At 69.7% G+C, this 17,009-nt stretch carries 14 protein-coding genes; 3 read left to right on the top strand and 11 right to left on the bottom strand.

The features are described from left to right. Positions 1 to 6: 6 nt before the first annotated feature. The 7 genes from ccsB to hemL form a co-directional block, all read right to left on the bottom strand. Positions 7 to 1,089, bottom strand: a complete 1,083-nt coding sequence (gene ccsB, locus ACFY2Z_RS18265) for a c-type cytochrome biogenesis protein CcsB (protein WP_390745167.1) — start codon at positions 1,087 to 1,089, stop codon at positions 7 to 9. Beyond that, positions 1,086 to 2,882 carry a cytochrome c biogenesis protein ResB gene (locus ACFY2Z_RS18260; protein WP_390745166.1) on the bottom strand — a complete coding sequence of 599 codons (1,797 nt, stop codon included), beginning with the start codon at positions 2,880 to 2,882 and terminating at the stop codon, positions 1,086 to 1,088. Before ACFY2Z_RS18260 ends, ccsB begins: the two co-directional genes overlap by 4 nt. 3 nt (positions 2,883 to 2,885) lie before the next feature. Next, complete coding sequence (locus ACFY2Z_RS18255; protein ID WP_390745165.1) at positions 2,886 to 3,659, bottom strand: cytochrome c biogenesis CcdA family protein; 774 nt, start codon at positions 3,657 to 3,659, stop codon at positions 2,886 to 2,888. Position 3,660: 1 nt separating this feature from the next. Then, positions 3,661 to 4,296 carry a TlpA family protein disulfide reductase gene (locus tag ACFY2Z_RS18250; RefSeq protein ID WP_390745164.1) on the bottom strand — a complete coding sequence of 212 codons (636 nt, stop codon included), beginning with the start codon at positions 4,294 to 4,296 and terminating at the stop codon, positions 3,661 to 3,663. Between the two features lie 66 nt (positions 4,297 to 4,362). Next, a complete protein-coding gene (locus ACFY2Z_RS18245) occupies positions 4,363 to 5,652 on the bottom strand; it encodes a hypothetical protein (RefSeq protein ID WP_390745163.1) in 1,290 nt (429 codons plus the stop codon). A gap of 235 nt (positions 5,653 to 5,887) precedes the next feature. Beyond that, on the bottom strand, positions 5,888 to 6,562 hold the full coding sequence (locus ACFY2Z_RS18240) for a histidine phosphatase family protein (RefSeq protein WP_390745162.1): 675 nt from the start codon (positions 6,560 to 6,562) through the stop codon (positions 5,888 to 5,890). Further along, the gene (gene hemL, locus ACFY2Z_RS18235; RefSeq protein WP_390745161.1) at positions 6,559 to 7,878 is read right to left on the bottom strand and encodes a glutamate-1-semialdehyde 2,1-aminomutase; all 1,320 of its coding nucleotides are present in this window, start codon (positions 7,876 to 7,878) and stop codon (positions 6,559 to 6,561) included. The genes ACFY2Z_RS18240 and hemL overlap by 4 nt, the downstream gene beginning before the upstream one ends. 139 nt (positions 7,879 to 8,017) lie before the next feature. On the opposite strand from hemL, the gene ACFY2Z_RS18230 reads away from it, so the two are divergent. After that, positions 8,018 to 8,743, top strand: coding sequence for a hypothetical protein (locus ACFY2Z_RS18230; RefSeq protein WP_390745160.1), 726 nt, complete (start codon positions 8,018 to 8,020; stop codon positions 8,741 to 8,743). Positions 8,744 to 9,430: 687 nt separating this feature from the next. Here ACFY2Z_RS18230 and ACFY2Z_RS18225 read toward each other — a convergent pair. After that, positions 9,431 to 10,462 (bottom strand): cytochrome c oxidase assembly protein, encoded by a 1,032-nt coding sequence (locus tag ACFY2Z_RS18225; RefSeq protein ID WP_390745159.1) that lies wholly within the window; start codon positions 10,460 to 10,462, stop codon positions 9,431 to 9,433. 570 nt (positions 10,463 to 11,032) lie between these two features. Between ACFY2Z_RS18225 and ACFY2Z_RS18220 the strand changes: the two genes are divergently transcribed. After that, positions 11,033 to 11,569 carry a hypothetical protein gene (locus ACFY2Z_RS18220; protein WP_390745158.1) on the top strand — a complete coding sequence of 179 codons (537 nt, stop codon included), beginning with the start codon at positions 11,033 to 11,035 and terminating at the stop codon, positions 11,567 to 11,569. Positions 11,570 to 11,685: 116 nt separating this feature from the next. On the opposite strand, the gene ACFY2Z_RS18215 is transcribed toward ACFY2Z_RS18220, so the two are convergent. Then, a complete protein-coding gene (locus ACFY2Z_RS18215) occupies positions 11,686 to 12,090 on the bottom strand; it encodes a hypothetical protein (RefSeq protein WP_390745157.1) in 405 nt (134 codons plus the stop codon). Between the two features lie 483 nt (positions 12,091 to 12,573). Between ACFY2Z_RS18215 and ACFY2Z_RS18210 the strand changes: the two genes are divergently transcribed. Next, positions 12,574 to 14,526, top strand: a complete 1,953-nt coding sequence (locus ACFY2Z_RS18210; RefSeq protein ID WP_390745156.1) for an amino acid transporter — start codon at positions 12,574 to 12,576, stop codon at positions 14,524 to 14,526. A gap of 21 nt (positions 14,527 to 14,547) precedes the next feature. Here ACFY2Z_RS18210 and ACFY2Z_RS18205 read toward each other — a convergent pair whose 3' ends face one another. Together ACFY2Z_RS18205 and ACFY2Z_RS18200 are read right to left on the bottom strand one after the other, a co-directional pair. After that, positions 14,548 to 15,996, bottom strand: coding sequence for an ATP-binding protein (locus ACFY2Z_RS18205; RefSeq protein ID WP_390745277.1), 1,449 nt, complete (start codon positions 15,994 to 15,996; stop codon positions 14,548 to 14,550). A gap of 116 nt (positions 15,997 to 16,112) precedes the next feature. Continuing rightward, a complete protein-coding gene (locus ACFY2Z_RS18200; RefSeq protein WP_390745276.1) occupies positions 16,113 to 16,814 on the bottom strand; it encodes a response regulator transcription factor in 702 nt (233 codons plus the stop codon). Between the last annotated feature and the right edge of the window lie 195 nt (positions 16,815 to 17,009).

The raw sequence follows: 17,009 nt of genomic DNA, 5'->3' as shown, positions 1-17,009 counted from the left end.
GGGGGCTTACACGCCCGCGTAGGAGTGCTTGCCGCCCACGAAGATGTTCACGCCGTAGTAGTTGAACAGCCAGCAGCCGAAGGCGATGAGCGCGATGTACGCGGCCTTGCGGCCCTTCCAGCCGGCCGTGGAGCGAGCGTGCAGATAGCAGGCGTACGCGACCCAGGTGATGAAGGCCCAGGTCTCCTTCGGGTCCCAGCCCCAGTAGCGACCCCAGGCCGACTCGGCCCAGATGGCGCCCGCGATGATCGTGAACGTCCACAGCGGGAAGACGGCGGCGTTCACGCGGTAGGCGAACTTGTCCAGGGACGCCGAGGCGGGCAGCCGCTCCAGGACGGAGGTGGCGAAGGTGCCGGGCTTGCCGCCGTCCGCGAGCTTGTTCTCGTAGGACTCCTTGAAGAGGTAGAGCAGCGTGCCGACCGCGCCGACGTAGAAGACCGCACCGCAGACGATGGCGGTGGAGACGTGGATGTACAGCCAGTACGAGTGGAGCGCGGGGACGAGCTGGTCGCTGGCCGTGTACAGGACGGTGACGGCGAGACCGAGGTCGAGCAGGACCGAGGTGGTCAGGAAGAGGCCCAGCCACCGCACGTTCTTCTTCAGGCCGAGCAGCGTGAGGTACACGCCGACGGCGACCGTGGAGAAGGTGATGTTGAACTCGTACATGTTGCCCCACGGCGCCCGCTGCACGGAGGCCGCGCGGGCGACGACACCGGCCAGCTCCACGAGGAAGGCGAGCACGGTGAGGGACACGGCGATCCGGCCGTAGAGGTCGCCCTGGGCGTCACCGCCGTGGGCGCCGGGGCCGTCCGGCACGTCACGGGCGCCGGACGCGGCGCGGGTGACGACCTTCGGGCGCTCCAGCACCGCGGTGCCCCCGGCCTTCTTGACCGTGACGGCGGGCGCCGGGGCCTGCTGCTCGGCGCCCGCGGTGAGGGCGTTGGCGGTGCGGGCGACCTTGCTGCGGCTGCCGAAGAGCCATTCGGCGATGTACGCGAAGAAGGCCAGGGTGTAGACGGCCATCGCGGAGTAGATCAGCGTGTTGCTGATATTCGCGAGGTGTTCGTTGGTGGCGGTGGCGAGGGTCACTTCTTCTGAGCCCCTTCAGCGGCGGGTACGGGGGTTTCGGCGCCCGGCTCCTGATCGGGGTCGGCGTCTTCCTTCTCGTCGGTCTTGGTGGGTGCCCGGTCGTGGACGAGACCGGCCAGGTCGCCGAGTTCCTCGGGCAGCTTCGCGGACTCGCTGCGGCCGAGGCCGCCCATCTCCACCACGGTGACCCCGTCGGGGCCGGCCGTGGCCCGCACCCAGACGCGGCGCCGCTGGATGAACAGGGAGCCGGCCAGACCGAAGATGGCGGCGACGGCACCGCCGAGCGCCCAGCCGCTCGCCGGCTGCTGCACGATCTGGAAGCCGGCCCATTCCCTGACCTGCTTGTCGAAGGTGATCGAGCCGTTGCCGCCGGGCAGTTGCATGGTCTCGCCGGGCAGCAGGCGGGCCTTGACGAGGTCGCCCTTGGCGTCCTTGAACGGCTTCAGGTTCTTCGTGTTCAGCTGGTACACGTTCTGCGGGATGCCCGAGTTGACGCCCAGGTCGCCGTGGTACGCGGACACCGCGAGCACCGGGAAGTCCAGCGCCGGGAACTGGGAGAACATCGTGCCCTTGCCGGCGCCGGCGAAGGTCGGCACGAAGAAGGCGGCGAAGCCTAGCTGGTCGGTCTGCCCCTGGGAGTTGCGGTAGCCGTCGTAGACCTTGACGGCGCCCTGGGAGGTGACGTTGGAGTCGATCGGCAGCAGCGGCACGGCGTCGTGGTAGACGACGTCGCCCTTGCCGTCGCGGACGGTGACGACGGGCGCGTATCCGTGGCTGACGAGGTAGACCTTCGCGTCGCCGATGTTCAGCGGCTCGTTGACCTTGACGGCGGTCTTCCGGTCTTTGCCGTAGGCGCCGACGTTGTAGGTGATGTTCGCCTGGTACGTGCGCGGGGTGCCCTTGTTGGGGCCGGTGCGCTCGTACGTGCCGATGAACTTGTTCAACCGGAAGCTGAACGGCGTCAGGTCGTCGTCGGTGAAGAGGTTGCCGGACTTGAAGTCGTCGTACTGGGTGAGGGTGTTGGAGAAGCCGTCGCCCTCGACGATCAGCTTGTTGCCCTCGGACTTGAAGAGCTGGCCCCAGGCGAAGGCGATCAGCATCACGATCAGGGCGATGTGGAAGGCCAGGTTGCCGGCCTCGCGCAGATAGCCCTTCTCGGCCGCGACCGCGTCCCCGGCCACATGCGCCCGGAAGCGGCGCTGCCTGAGCACCTTGAGCGCGACCTCGCGGACCTCCTCGGGGTCGGCGTCGGTGCGCCAGGTCGCGTACGCGGGCAGCCGCGTCAGCCGCTTGGGCGCGGCCGGCGGACGGCCCCTGAGCTGGCCGATGAACTGCCAGGTGCGCGGCACGATACAGCCGATGAGGGAGATGAACAGCAGGATGTAGATCGCCGAGAACCACACCGAGCTGTACACATGGAACAGCCCGATCTTGTCGTAGAGGGGACCCAGCGTCTTGTGGCTGTCCTTGAAGTCCTGCACCTTCAGCGCGTCGGTGCCGGTCTGCGGGATCAGCGAGCCGGGGATCGCGGCGAGCGAGAGCAGGAAGAGCAGGATCAGCGCGACCCGCATGGAGGTCAGCTGCCGCCAGAACCAGCGGACCCAGCCGGTGACCTCGCGCGCGGTCCAGGCGATCCAGCCCCGGGCTCCGGGCGCCCGGGAGCCGCCGAAGGAGCCGGGCATGGCCACCTCGACGGGCGCGGTGGACAGTTGCGAGCCGGCCTCACCGAGATCGCCGTCGGAGGTGGTGTCGGTCGTCTCGCTGTGCACGTCGGTGCTCCGTGTGTCGCTCATGGATCAGACCCCCACCGTGAAGCCGCCGGACCAGCTCTGCATCTGCTGCACGATCCCGTCCCAGGCACCGGTCAGCAGCAGCAGGCCGGTCACGATCATCATCGAGCCGCCGATGCGCATCACCCAGACATAGTGGCGCTTGACCCAGCCGAAGGCGCCGAGCGCCTTGCGGAAGGCGACCGCGGCGAGCACGAAGGGAATGCCGAGGCCGAGGCAGTAGGCGACGGTCAGTATGGCCCCCCGGCCCGCGCTCGCCTGCTGGGAGGAGAGCGCCAGGACGGAGGAGAGGGTCGGTCCGATGCACGGCGTCCAGCCGATCCCGAACAGCGCGCCGAGCAGGGGCGCGCCCACCAGGCCGGTGGCCGGCCTGCGGTGGAACCGGAACTCGCGCTGGGTCATCCAGGGCATCAGGCCCATGAAGAACACGCCCATGAGGATCATGAGCACGCCGAGCACCTTGGTCAGGGTGTCCTTGTTCTCCTGCAGCGTCTGCCCGAAGTACCCGAACAGCGCCCCGCCGGAGACGAACACCGCCGTGAAGCCGAGCACGAACAGCGAGGCTCCCGCGGCCATCCGGCCCCGCCTCGCCTCGGCGAGGTCGGTACCGGTGACACCGGTCACATACGAGAGGTAGCCGGGCACGAGCGGCAGCACGCACGGCGAGAAGAAGGAGACGAGACCGCCGAGGAGGGCGACCGGAAGGGCGACCAGCAGCGCCCCGTTGAGGACCGTCTGGTTCGGGTCGCCGGCGGCGGCGAGCAGGGAGACTCCGCTCACGTCACTTCTCCGCGACGACCGGGTCGAGCATCTCGCGCAGCTTCTCCTCGGTGAGGGGCTGCAGCGTCCGCGCGGCGATCTTCCCGTCCCGGTCGAGGACCAGCGTGGAGGGGATCGCCTGCGGGTTCAGGGTGCCCTTCTTGAACCGGAGCATCAGCCGGCCGGTCGGGTCGTACAGGCTCGGATACGTGACGCCGTACTGCTTCTCGAAGGCGCGGGCCGGCTCGGTGCTGGTGTCACGGGTGTTGATGCCGACGAACTGGACGCCCTTGCCCGCGGTGTCCTTCGCGACCTGGACGAAGTTCGTCGCCTCGGCGCGGCAGGGCGGGCACCAGGAGCCCCAGACGTTGATGACGACGACCTTGCCCTTGTAGGACGCGACATCGAGCTTCTGGCCGTCGATCGTCGTGCCGGACAGGTCGGGGGCGGCGGCCCGCTCACCCTTCTTGACGGTCGCGATGCCGTCCTTGCCGGTGATGAAGTTGGTGTTGCCCGAACCCCCGGAGGTGCCGCCGGAACCGCAGGCGGACAGCACAAGCGCCGCTACGGCGACCCCGGCGGTGGCGAGGGCGGCGCGGCGGCGGCTGCGGCTACGGGTGCGGTTCAGGCGCTGGGGGGCGCGGCAGGCGGCACTCATGTGAAAAGTTTCGCATGTCCGTTCCGGGGATCTTGCGCACCCCCCTTGCGGGTGGAAAAACGCATATCAGGCGGCCTTTGACGGGTCGCTCGACGTGGACTTGCCGCTGTCCGCGAGGAACTCCTTCCAACCGCCCGTCGGCCGCTGCCCCACGTTGAGGCTCTGCAGCTTGGCGACGGTCTCGGGCCGCTGCACGTCGAGCCAGTCCGTGAACTGCCGGAAGGAGACGAGCCGTACGTCGGCGCCCTTCTCCTTCTCGCGCGCGATGTGCTTGAACGCCGCCTCGACGGCGTCCATGTAGATGCCGCCGTTCCAGTGCTCGAAGTGGTTGCCTATGAAGAAGGGTGCGCGATTTGTCTGGTATGCCCGCTCAAATCCGGCTATGTAGGACTGCGTCGCCTGGGTGCGCCAGCCCGGGTAGTTGGACGGCGGCGCCTTCGTGGTCGCGATCGACTGGTTGGCGAGGATGTTGTAGTCCATGGACAGCACCTCGAAGGTGTGCCCCGGGAACGGTATCGCCTGGAGCGGGTAGTCCCACACGCCGTGCCGCTTGACCGGCCACATCTGCCGGCCGCCGGGCGAGGAGGCGTCGTAGCGCCAGCCGAGTTCGCGGGCGGTGGGCAGCAGGTTGTCCTGCCCGAGCAGACAGGGCGTACGCGCGCCGACCAGTTCCTTGTCGTAGTCGAAGGGCAGGGGCGGCAGATCGTGCCAGCCCGTGTTGGTCTTCCACTCCTTGACGAAGGCCTTGGCCTGCTGGATCTCACTGTGCCACTGCTGGGGCGTCCACCACTTCACCGAGCCGTGGGCCTCGCCACAGAAGTGCCCGTTGAAGTGGGTGCCTATCTCGTGGCCCTCCAGCCAGGCACGGCGCACGTTGTCGAGCGTGGCCCTGACATGCGTGTCGTTGAGGTAACCGATGTCGGATGCGCCGGGCAGGTTGTTCGGCGGAAGGTACTTGCGCTTCTTCGACTCGGGCAGCAGATAGAGCCCGGAGAGGAAGAAGGTCATGGACGCGCCGTGCTCCTTGGCGAGGTCCAGGAAGCGCGGGAAGAGACCGTTGCCGACCTCGCCGGCGCCGTCCCAGGAGAAGACCACGAACTGCGGCGGGGTCTCACCGGGCTCCAGGGGCACCGGCTTGCCCGGCTGGTGCGGCTGCTTGCCCGTGTTGGCGGTGGAGCCGTCCCCGAGCGGACGCGCGCTGGCCGTGGGGCTGTCGGGGGCGTCGGAGCCCCCCTTGCCGGATCCGTGACCGGCCTGGGCGCCGTTCCCTCCCTGGGTGCCGCACGCGGCCAGCCCCATGGCGGCCGCAGCTCCCGCGCCGAGCCCTATCAGTCCCCGTCGGCTGATGTCCCGCATCCCGTCCCCATCTCATAGCGCCCGCTCAGTGGTCACACAATGAGAGGACACGACCGAGATCGCGGTTCCCCCGAACTCGCTTATATGTTGCGGATTTTACGAAGATACCAGCGGATGACAGGACCGAATACGCTTTGTGACGAAGCGTACGCCTTCGCGTAAACCGTAGGCCTTGTCGTAGGTGTACGCCGCACCGCAAGGCGTACACCTACGACGCACTCAGGTCCCGTACACGTCAGGCCCCGCACGCCTTGCCCGCACCCTTCACCGGCTTGGCGCCCGCCAGCAGATGAGCCGGCACCAGGTCCCGGGCCGGCTCGCTGTACCCGACGGACACGATTCTGTCCCCCTGATACGTGAACGTGGTAAGAGAGGCGAGTGTGCACTGCCGCTTGCGCGGGTCGTGCCACAGCCGCCGCTTCTCCACGAAGCTGCGCACGATCCAGATCGGCAGCTGGTGGCTGACGCACACGGCCTCATGACCGCGCGCGGCGTCCTTGGCGGCGTCCAACGCCGCCGTCATCCGCACCACCTGCTCCACGTACGGCTCGCCCCACGACGGCTTGAACGGGTTGACCAGGTGCTTCCAGTTCTCCGGCCGCCGCAGCGCGCCGTCCCCGACCCCGAAGGTCTTGCCCTGGAACACGTTCTCGGCCTCGATGAGCCGCTCGTCGACGGCGAGGTCGAGGCCGTGCGCCTTGGCGATCGGGGTGGCCGTCTCCTGGGCCCGCTCCAGCGGGGAGGCGACGACATGGGTGATGTCCCGGGTGGAGAGGTGCTCGGCGACCCGCTCGGCCATCTGCCGGCCGAGTTCGGAGAGGTGGTAGCCGGGCAGCCGCCCGTACAGAACCCCGCTCGGGTTGTCGACCTCGCCGTGCCGCATCAGGTGGACGACCGTGATGTCACTCATGCTGCCGTGGCCTCCGCTGCTGCACGGGCCGCCGCCGGAAGCGCGTCGGCGATCCGCTGGATCGCCCGCTCGTCGTGGGCGGTGGAAACGAACCAGGACTCGAAAGACGAAGGCGGCAGATAGACGCCCTGCGAGAGAAGGGAGTGGAAGAAGGCGGTGAACCGGAAGGACTCCTGCGCCTTCGCGTCCTCGTAGTCGACCACCGGCTGGTCGGTGAAGAACACGGAGAACATGTTGGAGGCGCTCTGCAGCCGGTGCGCGACGCCTTCCTTGGTGAGCGCGTCCGTGACGAGCGTACGGATCTCGGCCGACACCGCGTCGACCTTCTCGTACGCAGCGTCGTCGAGAAGCCGCAGCTGGGCGAGGCCGGCGGCGGTGGCGACCGGGTTTCCGGAGAGGGTGCCGGCCTGGTAGACCGGCCCGGCCGGGGCGAGGTGCGCCATGACGTCGGCGCGCCCGCCGAAGGCGGCCGCGGGGAAGCCGCCGCCCATGACCTTGCCGAAGGTCATGAGGTCGGGCTCGACGCCGTCGATGCCGTACCAGCCCGCGCGGCTGGTACGGAAGCCGGTCATGACCTCGTCCGAGACGTAGAGGGCGCCGTTCTCGTGGCAGAGATCCTTCAGCCCCTGGTTGAACCCGGGCAGCGGCGGCACCACGCCCATGTTCCCGGGCGACGCCTCGGTGATCACACAGGCGATCTCACCGGGGTGCGCGGCGAACGCGGCACGCACGGCGTCGAGGTCGTTGTACGGCAGCACGATCGTGTCCCCGGCCTGTGCACCGGTGACGCCGGGGGTGTCGGGCAGGGCGAAGGTGGCGACACCGCTGCCGGCGGCGGCGAGCAGCGAGTCGACATGGCCGTGATAGCAACCGGCGAACTTGACCACCTTGGACCGCCGGGTGAACCCGCGGGCGAGCCGGATCGCCGACATCGTGGCCTCGGTGCCGCTGGAGACCAGCCGCACCTGCTCGACCGGCGCCACCCGGGCGACGATCTCCTCGGCGAGCGCGACCTCGCCCTCACCGGGCGTACCGAAGGAGGTGCCGCGCGAGACGGCCTCCTGGACGGCGGCGATCACCTCGGGGTGGGAGTGCCCGAGAATCATGGGCCCCCACGAACAAACAAGATCGACATATTCGCGTCCATCGGCATCGGTCAGATAGGGACCGTTACCGGACACCATGAACCGGGGCGTACCGCCCACGGCGCGGAAGGCGCGTACCGGAGAGTTCACGCCGCCAGGCGTGACGGCCGCCGCGCGCTCGAAAAGAGTCTGCGAAACTGGGGCTTCGTACGGATAGCTCACACTAGCCATGGTGTCAGAGGCAGCGGAGATCCTGCGGAGAGGTGTTTCACCGCACGTTTCGGCGGGCGGCCGTGGGGGAGGTCACTGACACGATGATCGGGTTGCGCGGCGGGGGCCACGCGTCCTAGAACAGCAGTCGGGTGGAGATATGCATCGCGGTGGCGGACTGGGCGAGGGGACCGATGATCTGGGTCCTCGACGCGCCCGGCGGGGAAGGCACCGGCGCGACGCGGAGGAGACGACGGAGACACATCGGGCGCAGGGGCCTTACGAGGCTCGCGAGCCGCAAGGTTCGCAGGATTCACAGGGTGCGCAAGGCGCGCAGGGTTCCAAGGCTTCGCCGGCCGATCCTGAGCGAATCGAGCGTGCGGCACGTATGGACCGCAGAGGCCGCGCGGTGGATCGGCTCGAGATAGGGAGCGGGAATGGTGGTCGGGTGGGGGTGACGTACAAATACTTCGGCGCGCCGGACGGCGCCACGGCAGCCCGCGTCCCGATCTCGATGCGGCCCGAAGAGCTGGGCGGTGACGAGCTCGGCATGGGCGGCATGTTCACCAAGATCAAGCCGGAGACGATGGCGGCCATGGTCCTCACGGGCATCGAGGGCGTCCCGCTGCACAAGGTCCCGCCACTGGAACTGGTGGTCCTGCACCCCGACTACGCGGTGGTCAAACTCCCCATGACGGTCGTGGACCCGCTCCGCGGCATCGGCGAGGAGGCGGTGGGCGCGGCGGCATTCATCTGGTCCACGGTCCCGGACCGCGGCGGCCCGCGGGACGCGTTCAATGTGTACCAATTGCTGCATGAATGGCAGGATTTCAGCCATCGGCTCCATGAGGCCGGGCATCAGCCGTACTGCCTTGTCTGGCCCTGAGCCGGGCGTTCGCGGGATTCGGGCGGGACTTTCGGGTCCCGCCCTCGTCATGTGCCGAAGGGGCCCCTGTCATGGCGGCAGGGGCCGGCCTCAGTACAGGGTGACGACCGCGGTCCGGTGCAGGAACTTCTCGGCCCGGTCCCAGGCCCAGCCGTTCTCGACCACCAGCGTGCGCCGGCCGCTGGGGCCGAACCAGAACCACAGCAGGTCCGCCGCCTCGTCGACCGTGCCACGCCGGGGGCGGAGTCAGCGTGTGCAGGTGCCGGGCGGCGGCGTGGAGTGCGTCACGGTGGTCCGCCGTGGCCCGTTCCCACAGCTCCTCGCCGTGCTCATGGGAGGGCAGGGCCTTGCGGATCGCCTCGTGGACCGGGAACTGCCCCTCGTTGCCCAGCCGGGTACCGGCCGCGAGCGCCTCGAGGACCGCCTCGGGCGTCCGCAGGGCGATCACCTGCTCCATGGCCTGCTCGTAGCCCGACGCCGTGACGCCCTCGTCGACGATCCGGTTGAGGATGTCGCTTGCTCGCCTGGCGGGTGTCCGGCCGGTCCACCCGCGCGGCCGCCGAGGTCACGAAGCTGGCCGCCGACGCCGCCGGCACCCTGACGCACAGCGCGCGTTCGGCGACGAAGTGATGCGTCGCCCGCGGTGACAGGCGCGCCCGGGCGGGCGGTCTCTGACCCTCCGTCCGATCAGTCCGCGCCGTGCTGGCGGCGGATTCGGGTCGCCACCTCGTTCTCCTCGGTCTCCCACCAGGGGCGTACGCGTTCGGCGGGCTGTGTCTCGTCGTGGTGCGGGGTGGTCGTCACGGGGGCGGCGGGGACGAGTTCCGCGTCGAGGCGGCGGTCGAGGGCCGCCGTCTGGACGCGTTCGGCGCGCGCCCACTGCGCGAGGATGGCCAGCAGGAAGGGCAGCGCGACGAGTTCGGCGATGCTGAGCATCGCACCGCCGCCGATCTGCTGGTCGTGGTGGACGTCCGGCGCCCAGGACGGGGCGTGGTGGAGATACCAGGCTCCCGCGATCAGCGTGCCGTGCGTCATGACGACGACTCCCGGCACGGCGTCGACGATGCCGTCCAGGAACACCAGCGCGGCCCGGACCGGATGGGTGCACCAGGCGGGCAGGGCCTGTTCGTGGGTGAGCACCGGCACGACGAACAGGCAGCCGGCCGCGAGCAGATGGAGATACATCAGCTCGTGCAGCCAGCCGACCCGCAGAGCCGTGGCGAAGTACGGCGTGAAGTAGACGGTCAGCTCGGTGCCGAGCACCAGGGCCGTGCTGACCAGGGGGAAGGCCAGAATCCGCACCACTCGGCCGGTCATCGCCCGGCGAACCCGGCCGGCGGCGGCTTCGGGCAGCGCCTCGACGGCGAGCCGCAGGGGGTCGCCGAGGGCCAGTCCGAGGGGCGCGACCAGGTCGAGCAGGATGTTCTGCACGGCCGCCGGCCAGAACAGCACATGGTCGTACACGGCCAGCCCGGACATCGTGGCCACCACCAGCGCACCGAGTCCGAGCAGCACGAAGGCGGCGAGCCGGGCGACGGACCAGGGCTCGCCCCGTCGCCGCAGCCGGGCGACACCCCAGCCGTAGAGTCCGCCCAGGAGGGCGACCAGCAGCAGCGCGGGGACGTCCATCTGCCACGAGGACAGCAGGCGTCCCGTGGTCAGCTCCGCGAGCGGACTTACGGACAGAGCGGACATACCGGCCGCCGCGTGATCAACCATGCGGATCGTCCTCCTTCAGCCCGTACCGTAGCGAGCCGACTCGGCTCCCAGGGCGAAGGTAGCCTGCACCGGCCGGTCGCCGGACGGCGGGGTGTCCGGCGGCGCGGAGAGGCGGTCCGCCAGGGAGCGTTGACGAGCCGTCAGTCGGCGCGGGAGGCAGCTCCGGACCGTGTCCGCGGGGCGTCGTACGGGCGTGGACGACCCACGTCAGGGCCCCGGGCCGTTACGTCTGGTGCCGGGGTGGCCTCTGAGGCCTCCGGTGGACATGCCCGGCAGGGCGTCGCAGCATGGAGGCGATGGCACACCGGTTCGAGGGTGACCGCGTGGACGCGCTGCGTCGGCAGACGCGTGTCGCCCCGTACGACCGCACGTCCGGTGCCCCGAGTCCGGGCACGGGGCGTGGCGGGCGCAGTCCAGAGCGGCTCGGACCCATGGGTCGGTGGCCGGCCGCGCGGTGACGCCCGAGTCCGGGTCACCGCGTCTCTCGCACACCCTTCGCCGCGCTGTGCCTTCCGCAAGGAGGGCCGCCGCCCCGTCGGCAGGTCCCTTCCCGTTCACGGGAGGTAGAACATGACCCGCACGAGCCGTCTCGCGATGATCGCCCCGCTGGTGGTCTCCTCACTGGCCCTCGGACCGGCGGTCGCCGCCCACGCAACGACAGGACAGGCACCCACCACCGTTCCCGCCAAGGCGAGGTGTCTGCTCATCGAGGACACCAAGTCGACATCTGACAACCCCTCGTTCACCCTCGTCGGGTCGGGATTCGAGCCCGGCTTCGTGTCGTTCTCCGGCAGCAAGGCAGGGGGAGGGGTCAAGACCTCCACCGGGTCCTTCTCCGTCGGCGGCCTGCCCGCGGGCCACTACTCCGCCTCCAGCAGCGCGGACGGGAAGGTGAACTGCGGCAGCACACCGAAGTCCAAGGGATCCAAGGAGTCCAAGGACGCCAAGGCCCAGTACAGGAAGGGCTTCAAGGACGGCTTCACGACGATCAGGAAGAACTGCAGCGGCAAGATAAAGCAGGGCATCGTCGGAGTCGACGCCAACTACGAGAAGGGCTTCAAGGACGGAGCGGCCCTGGCCGCCAAGCAGTTCTGCAGCGAGGACTGAACCTCGCTCGACACGGGAAGGGGCGCCCCGGGCCCGGGGCGCCCCTTCAGCCTCTCGGCGTCACTTCGAGGTGATGCCTCGCGGCGTCACTCGCGCGTGATACCCAGTGGCGTCAGTCACTTCACGGTGAGGGTCACCGTCGGCGACATCGTGTTGCCGTGGATGACACGGAACTTCTCCGTGCCCCTGGCAGGCAGCTTGGTGGCCGAGATGGCGTAGGTGTCACCCTGCGCGACCTTGACGCTCTTCACGATGACCCACTTGCCACCGTGGAACCGCTGGAGGTTCAGTACGTCGCCTGCCTTCAGGCCCTGGGTGCGACCCGTGAAGGTCACCGACTCGCCCAGCGTCAGCTCGGTCTTGGAGGGCTGCACGGTAATCGAGGCAGCGATCACGTTCACGCTCTTCGCCTGCGGGTGCGGGGCGGCGAAGGCACCGGGCGCCCCGGCCGCCAGCAGAGCGGCGGCGAGCACACCGGCGGGGAGGACACGGGCGGAGCGGGTACGAAGCGAGGATTTCACGTTTCTCTCCTGTGCTGTGACAGATCCCCCCTGACGGATTCCCCCAACTGCGCGCACCTTTGAGGCTTCCATGGAGGCGACCGGGCGGCGACCCGGCTGTCACTGGATTGCAGTAACGAAAGAACCCCCAATGGCATCACTGAGTGTGATACGCCCAGGTCATTTCCGTAATTATGGGGGCTCCAGTTCTTACCTTCACCTGACGTGATCCGGCCCCGGCGCACCCCCGTGGACGGCTCGGCAAGGACTTCGCCGGCCCGGCAGCGTGACATCCCGGCCGGTTGGGGCGGGCGCACGCCGAACTCGGATGTGGCGGTGGGTGGTTGACCCGAGGGCCGCCGTGTCCCCAGGCCCGCGTGCCGGTCCCGGCGCATCGGCCGGTCCCGTGCGGAGGCCCCCGGCACGCACTCTGCCTAGGCTGGTAACGCGGTCTTCCCGATGGCCGGAATCGTTCGTAGAGCCGTACGCCAGGAGAGCACGCCGATGGCCGCTACGGAGCACGCCCGCCCGAGCCGGTTGCGATCGTGGATGCTGGAGGGGCTGTCCGACATGGGCAAGGGCACCTCACAGGGCCCGGATGCCGAGCCGGAACCCCCGCACAAGGGGCAGCGCTGGTGGCGGGTGATGTGCCTGACCGGCGTCGACTACTTCTCCACCCTCGGCTACCAGCCCGGCATCGCCGCGCTCGCCGCCGGTCTGCTCTCCCCCATCGCCACCATCGTGCTGGTGATCGTGACGCTGGCCGGCGCCCTGCCCGTCTACCGCCGCGTCGCGAAGGAGAGCCCGCACGGCCAGGGCTCCATCGCCATGCTGGAGCGGCTGCTCTCCTTCTGGCAGGGCAAGCTCTTCGTCCTGACGCTGCTCGGCTTCGCCGCCACCGACTTCCTGATCACCATCACCCTCTCCGCCGCCGACGCCTCCACCCACCTCGTGGAGAACCCCCACCTCACCGGCACCCTGCACGGCCACCAGATGCTGATCACCCTGCTGCTGATCGCCCTGCTGGGCGCGGTGTTCCTCAAGGGGTTCCTGGAGGCGATCGGGGTCGCGGTCGCCCTCGTCGGCATCTACCTCGTCCTCAACGCCGTGGTGGTCGCCGAGGGCCTGTGGCACATCGTCACGGCCGAACACGTGATCGCCGACTGGGGCGCAGCCCTGACCACCCAGCACGGCAACATCTTTGTCATGATCGGCCTCGCGCTGATCGTGTTTCCGAAGCTGGCGCTCGGCCTGTCCGGCTTCGAGACCGGGGTCGCCGTCATGCCCCATGTGCAGGGCGACCCGGACGACACCGAGGAGAAGCCCACCGGCCGGATCCGGGACACCAGAAAGCTGCTGACCACGGCCGCCGTGATCATGAGCGTCTTCCTCATCACGACCAGCTTCATCACGACGCTGCTGATCCCCGCGAACGACTTCAAGGCCGGCGGACCGGCCAACGGCCGCGCCCTCGCCTACCTCGCGCACCAGTATCTGGGCGGCGGTTTCGGCACGGTCTACGACGTCTCGACGATCGCGATCCTGTGGTTCGCGGGCGCCTCCGCCATGGCCGGCCTGCTGAACCTCATGCCGCGCTATCTCCCCCGCTACGGCATGGCCCCGCACTGGGCCCGCGCCGTGCGGCCCATGGTCATGGTCTTCACCCTGATCGCGTTCCTCGTCACCTGGATCTTCGACGCCAACGTCGACGCCCAGGGCGGCGCCTACGCCACCGGTGTGCTGGTGCTGATCAGCTCCGCGGCCGTCGCGGTCACCATCGCCGCCCGCAAGGCCCGCCAGCGGCGCTGGACCCTCGCCTTCGCCGTCATCGCCACCGTTTTCCTCTACACCACCGTCGTCAACGTCATCGAGCGGCCGGACGGTGTGAAGATCGGTGCCTGCTTCATCACCGGGATCATCCTCGTGTCGCTGATGTCCCGCCTCGCGCGGGCCTTCGAGCTGCGGGTCACCAGCGTGACCATGGACGACATGGCGGAACGGTTCGTCCGGGACATCGCCAGCCGCCGGATCCGCTTCATCGCCAATGAGCCCGACGAGCGGGACGCCGCCGAGTACCGCCAGAAGATCGAGCAGATCCGCGCCGACAACGAGCTGCCCCCGCAGGAGGACTTCGTCTTCGTGGAGGTGACCGTCACCGACCCCTCGGAGTTCGAGGCCTGCCTGACCGTACGCGGCGAGGTCCTGCACGACCGCTACCGCGTGCTCACCCTGGAGTCGTCCTCCATCCCCAACGCCCTCGCCGCCCTGCTCCTCCACGTCCGCGACCGGACCAACTGCACCCCGCACATCTACTTCGAGTGGACCGAGGGCAATCCGTTCGCCAACTTCCTGCGGTTCTTCCTCTTCGGCCAGGGCGAGGTCGCCCCGGTCACCCGGGAGGTGCTGCGCGAGGCGGAACCCGACCGCAAACGCCGGCCGCGCGTCCACGTCGGCTGACCGGCCACGGCCCGTACGGCCTCACTCGCCCCTGGGCGCGGCTCCTCCGCCGACCGTGAACCCGATCATCGATCCCCCGCCCTCGCGCCGGGCGGCGAACGACGCTCCCCCGTGTGAGGTCGCCACGTCCCGCACGATCGACAGGCCGAGACCCGAGCCGGGCAGGCTCCTTGCGTCCGCGGCCCGGTAGAAACGGTCGAAGACACGCAGGAGGTCGCCCTCCTCGATGCCGGGCCCCCGGTCGAGGACCTCGACGCGCACGCTGCCCAGCGGCGGCCCGGTGTCCGGCGCGTCGGAGTCCTCCAGCTGGAGCGGGTGCACCGGACCCGTGACGACGACCTCGATCGGCGCCTTGCCGTCCCGGTCGAACTTGGCCGCGTTCTCCACCAGGTTGGTCACCGCCCGCTGCAGCGCCGTCGCCCGCCCGTCGACCGTGGTGTCACCCGTGACCCGCACCACGATCTCGCGGCCCGTGCGGCGGCGGACGATCGTCGCGGTGTCCTCGGCGATGCCCGCGAGGCTCAGCCGCTGCACCGGTTCCGTGTCCGAATCCCCGGCCGCCAGGTCCACCAGCTCGTTGACCAGGTCGGTCAGCTCCCGGGACTCCTCGGCGAGGTCGGCGACCAGTTCCTCGCGGGCGGCGGGCGGCAGCTCGTCGATACGGCGCAGCAGCGAGATGTTGGTCCGCAGCGAGGTCAGCGGCGTCCGCAACTCATGGCCCGCGTCCTGCACCAGCCGCCGCTGGTCCTCCTCCGACTGGGCGAGCCGCCCGAGCATACGGTCGAAGGAGCGGCCGAGCCGGGCCACCTCGTCGTTCCCCGTGACCGGGACCTGGATGCCGAGCCGCCGGGTGCGCGCCACGCCCTCGGCGGCACTGGCGAGCCGCACCAGCCGCCGGGTGATCCGCCGCGCCAGCCACCAGCCGAACAGGCCGGCCGCTATCACGACCCCGCCCATCAGCAGGGCGGTGCGCTGCTGAAGGCTGCGCAGCAGGTCCTCGGTGCTGCTCAGCTCCTGGGCGACCTGCACCGCGCCATGGCGGCGGCCCAGCGCCACGGTCGCGACGCGGTAGACATCGCCGTCGACGGTGACGTTCGTGTGCTCGACGAGCTTGCCCGCCTTGACGGTCTCGGCGATCCGCCGGTCGGTGTCGTCGACGGGCAGCGCCGGATTGGAGTGGTCGACGACCATGCCGCCGGGCCCGAGCACCTGCACCACCGTGCGGCTGGGCCGGATGATGTCGTCGCGGGGGGTGTCGTGGTCCTTGTCGGAGATCGCGAAGTCGTCCGGCATCAGCTGCTTCTGGCTGACCTGGTCCCGTAGATCCGCCACGACCTGCGCGAACACGGTCTGCTGGTCCACACGCACCAGCCGGGCGGCGGCGTCGTAGCTGAGGAAGCCGACCAGGACGGTGACCCCTGCGGCCACGGCGGCGAAGGACAGGGTGAAGGTGGTCCGCAGCGACGACATCTGGCGCAGCCGGGAGCGCAACCGCAGCCGCCGACGCAGTCCGATCGGCAGCCGCCGCCACAGGCGCAGTCCGAGTCCGGCGTCCTCCTCGGCGCCGGGGTGCGGTGGTGGAGGCACTAGTCCTCCCTCAGGACGTACCCCACGCCGCGCACCGTGTGGATGAGGGCCGGGGCCCCCGGCTCGTCGAGCTTGCGCCGTAGATAGCCCACGTAGACGGCGAGGTTCTTGGAACCGGGGCCGAAGTCGTAGCCCCAGATGCGGTCGTAGATGGTGGCGTGGTCGAGGACGATGCCGGCGTTGCGGGCGAGCAGTTCCAGCAGGTCGAACTCGGTCCGCGTGAGTTCCAGCTCCCGCTCACCGCGCCAGGCGCGCCGTGCCTGCACATCCATGCGCAGCCCGGCGACGGAGACCTGGCCGGTGGGGATCCTCTCCTCCTCCTTCGGTGCCTCGAAGGAGGAGGAGCCGTTGGTGCGGCGCAGCAGGGCGCGCAGCCGGGCGAAGACCTCCTCGACGTCAAAAGGTTTGACGACGTAGTCGTCGGCGCCCGCGTCCAGTCCCGCGATCCGGTCTGCGGTCTCCACCAGGGCGGTGAGCATCAGGATCGGGGTGCGGTCGCCCTCGGCACGCAGCACCCGGCACACCTGGAGGCCGTCGATGCCGGGCATCATCACATCGAGGACGAGCACGTCGGGCTGGGTGCGGTGGGCCTGGGCGAGGGCTTCCACCCCGTCGGCCACGGCGGTCACCGCGTACCCCTCCAGGGTCAGTGCGCGCTCCAGGGCATGACGGATGGCGCGGTCGTCCTCGGCGAGCAGCACTGTCTGGGTCACCCCACCAGTCTGCCAAGGCCAGCGCGGTGCACCAGCGGATGGACCGAGCCACGGGCGGGCTTCTTACCCCCCTCTCACCGCTGCTGGCGTGGCGGTTTACCCGGTAGGGCCACTGTGTCGGCTATGTCACGTCGCCTTGTCCCGTTCGGGGACGGGACAGGGCACGGAAGTCATGAATGCCGT

This window comes from Streptomyces sp. NPDC001222 (genome assembly GCF_042896945.1).
GTDB lineage: Bacteria > Actinomycetota > Actinomycetes > Streptomycetales > Streptomycetaceae > Streptomyces > Streptomyces gibsoniae.
This window is presented reverse-complemented; position numbering and strand designations above follow the sequence as displayed.

Bases quoted from the DNA above. Each gene is read 5' to 3' on its own strand.
- ACFY2Z_RS18220 (WP_390745158.1), top strand. From the start codon at position 11,033: ATGACCCGCACGAGCCGTCTCGCGATGATCGCCCCGCTGGTGGTCTCC.
- ACFY2Z_RS18210 (WP_390745156.1), top strand. From the start codon at position 12,574: ATGGCCGCTACGGAGCACGCCCGCCCGAGCCGGTTGCGATCGTGGATG.
- ACFY2Z_RS18230 (WP_390745160.1), top strand. From the start codon at position 8,018: ATGCATCGCGGTGGCGGACTGGGCGAGGGGACCGATGATCTGGGTCCT.
- ACFY2Z_RS18225 (WP_390745159.1), bottom strand. From the start codon at position 10,462: ATGGTTGATCACGCGGCGGCCGGTATGTCCGCTCTGTCCGTAAGTCCG.
- ACFY2Z_RS18250 (WP_390745164.1), bottom strand. From the start codon at position 4,296: ATGAGTGCCGCCTGCCGCGCCCCCCAGCGCCTGAACCGCACCCGTAGC.
- ACFY2Z_RS18245 (WP_390745163.1), bottom strand. From the start codon at position 5,652: ATGCGGGACATCAGCCGACGGGGACTGATAGGGCTCGGCGCGGGAGCT.
- hemL (WP_390745161.1), bottom strand. From the start codon at position 7,878: ATGGCTAGTGTGAGCTATCCGTACGAAGCCCCAGTTTCGCAGACTCTT.
- ACFY2Z_RS18240 (WP_390745162.1), bottom strand. From the start codon at position 6,562: ATGAGTGACATCACGGTCGTCCACCTGATGCGGCACGGCGAGGTCGAC.
- ACFY2Z_RS18205 (WP_390745277.1), bottom strand. From the start codon at position 15,996: ATGTCGTCGCTGCGGACCACCTTCACCCTGTCCTTCGCCGCCGTGGCC.
- ACFY2Z_RS18260 (WP_390745166.1), bottom strand. From the start codon at position 2,882: ATGAGCGACACACGGAGCACCGACGTGCACAGCGAGACGACCGACACC.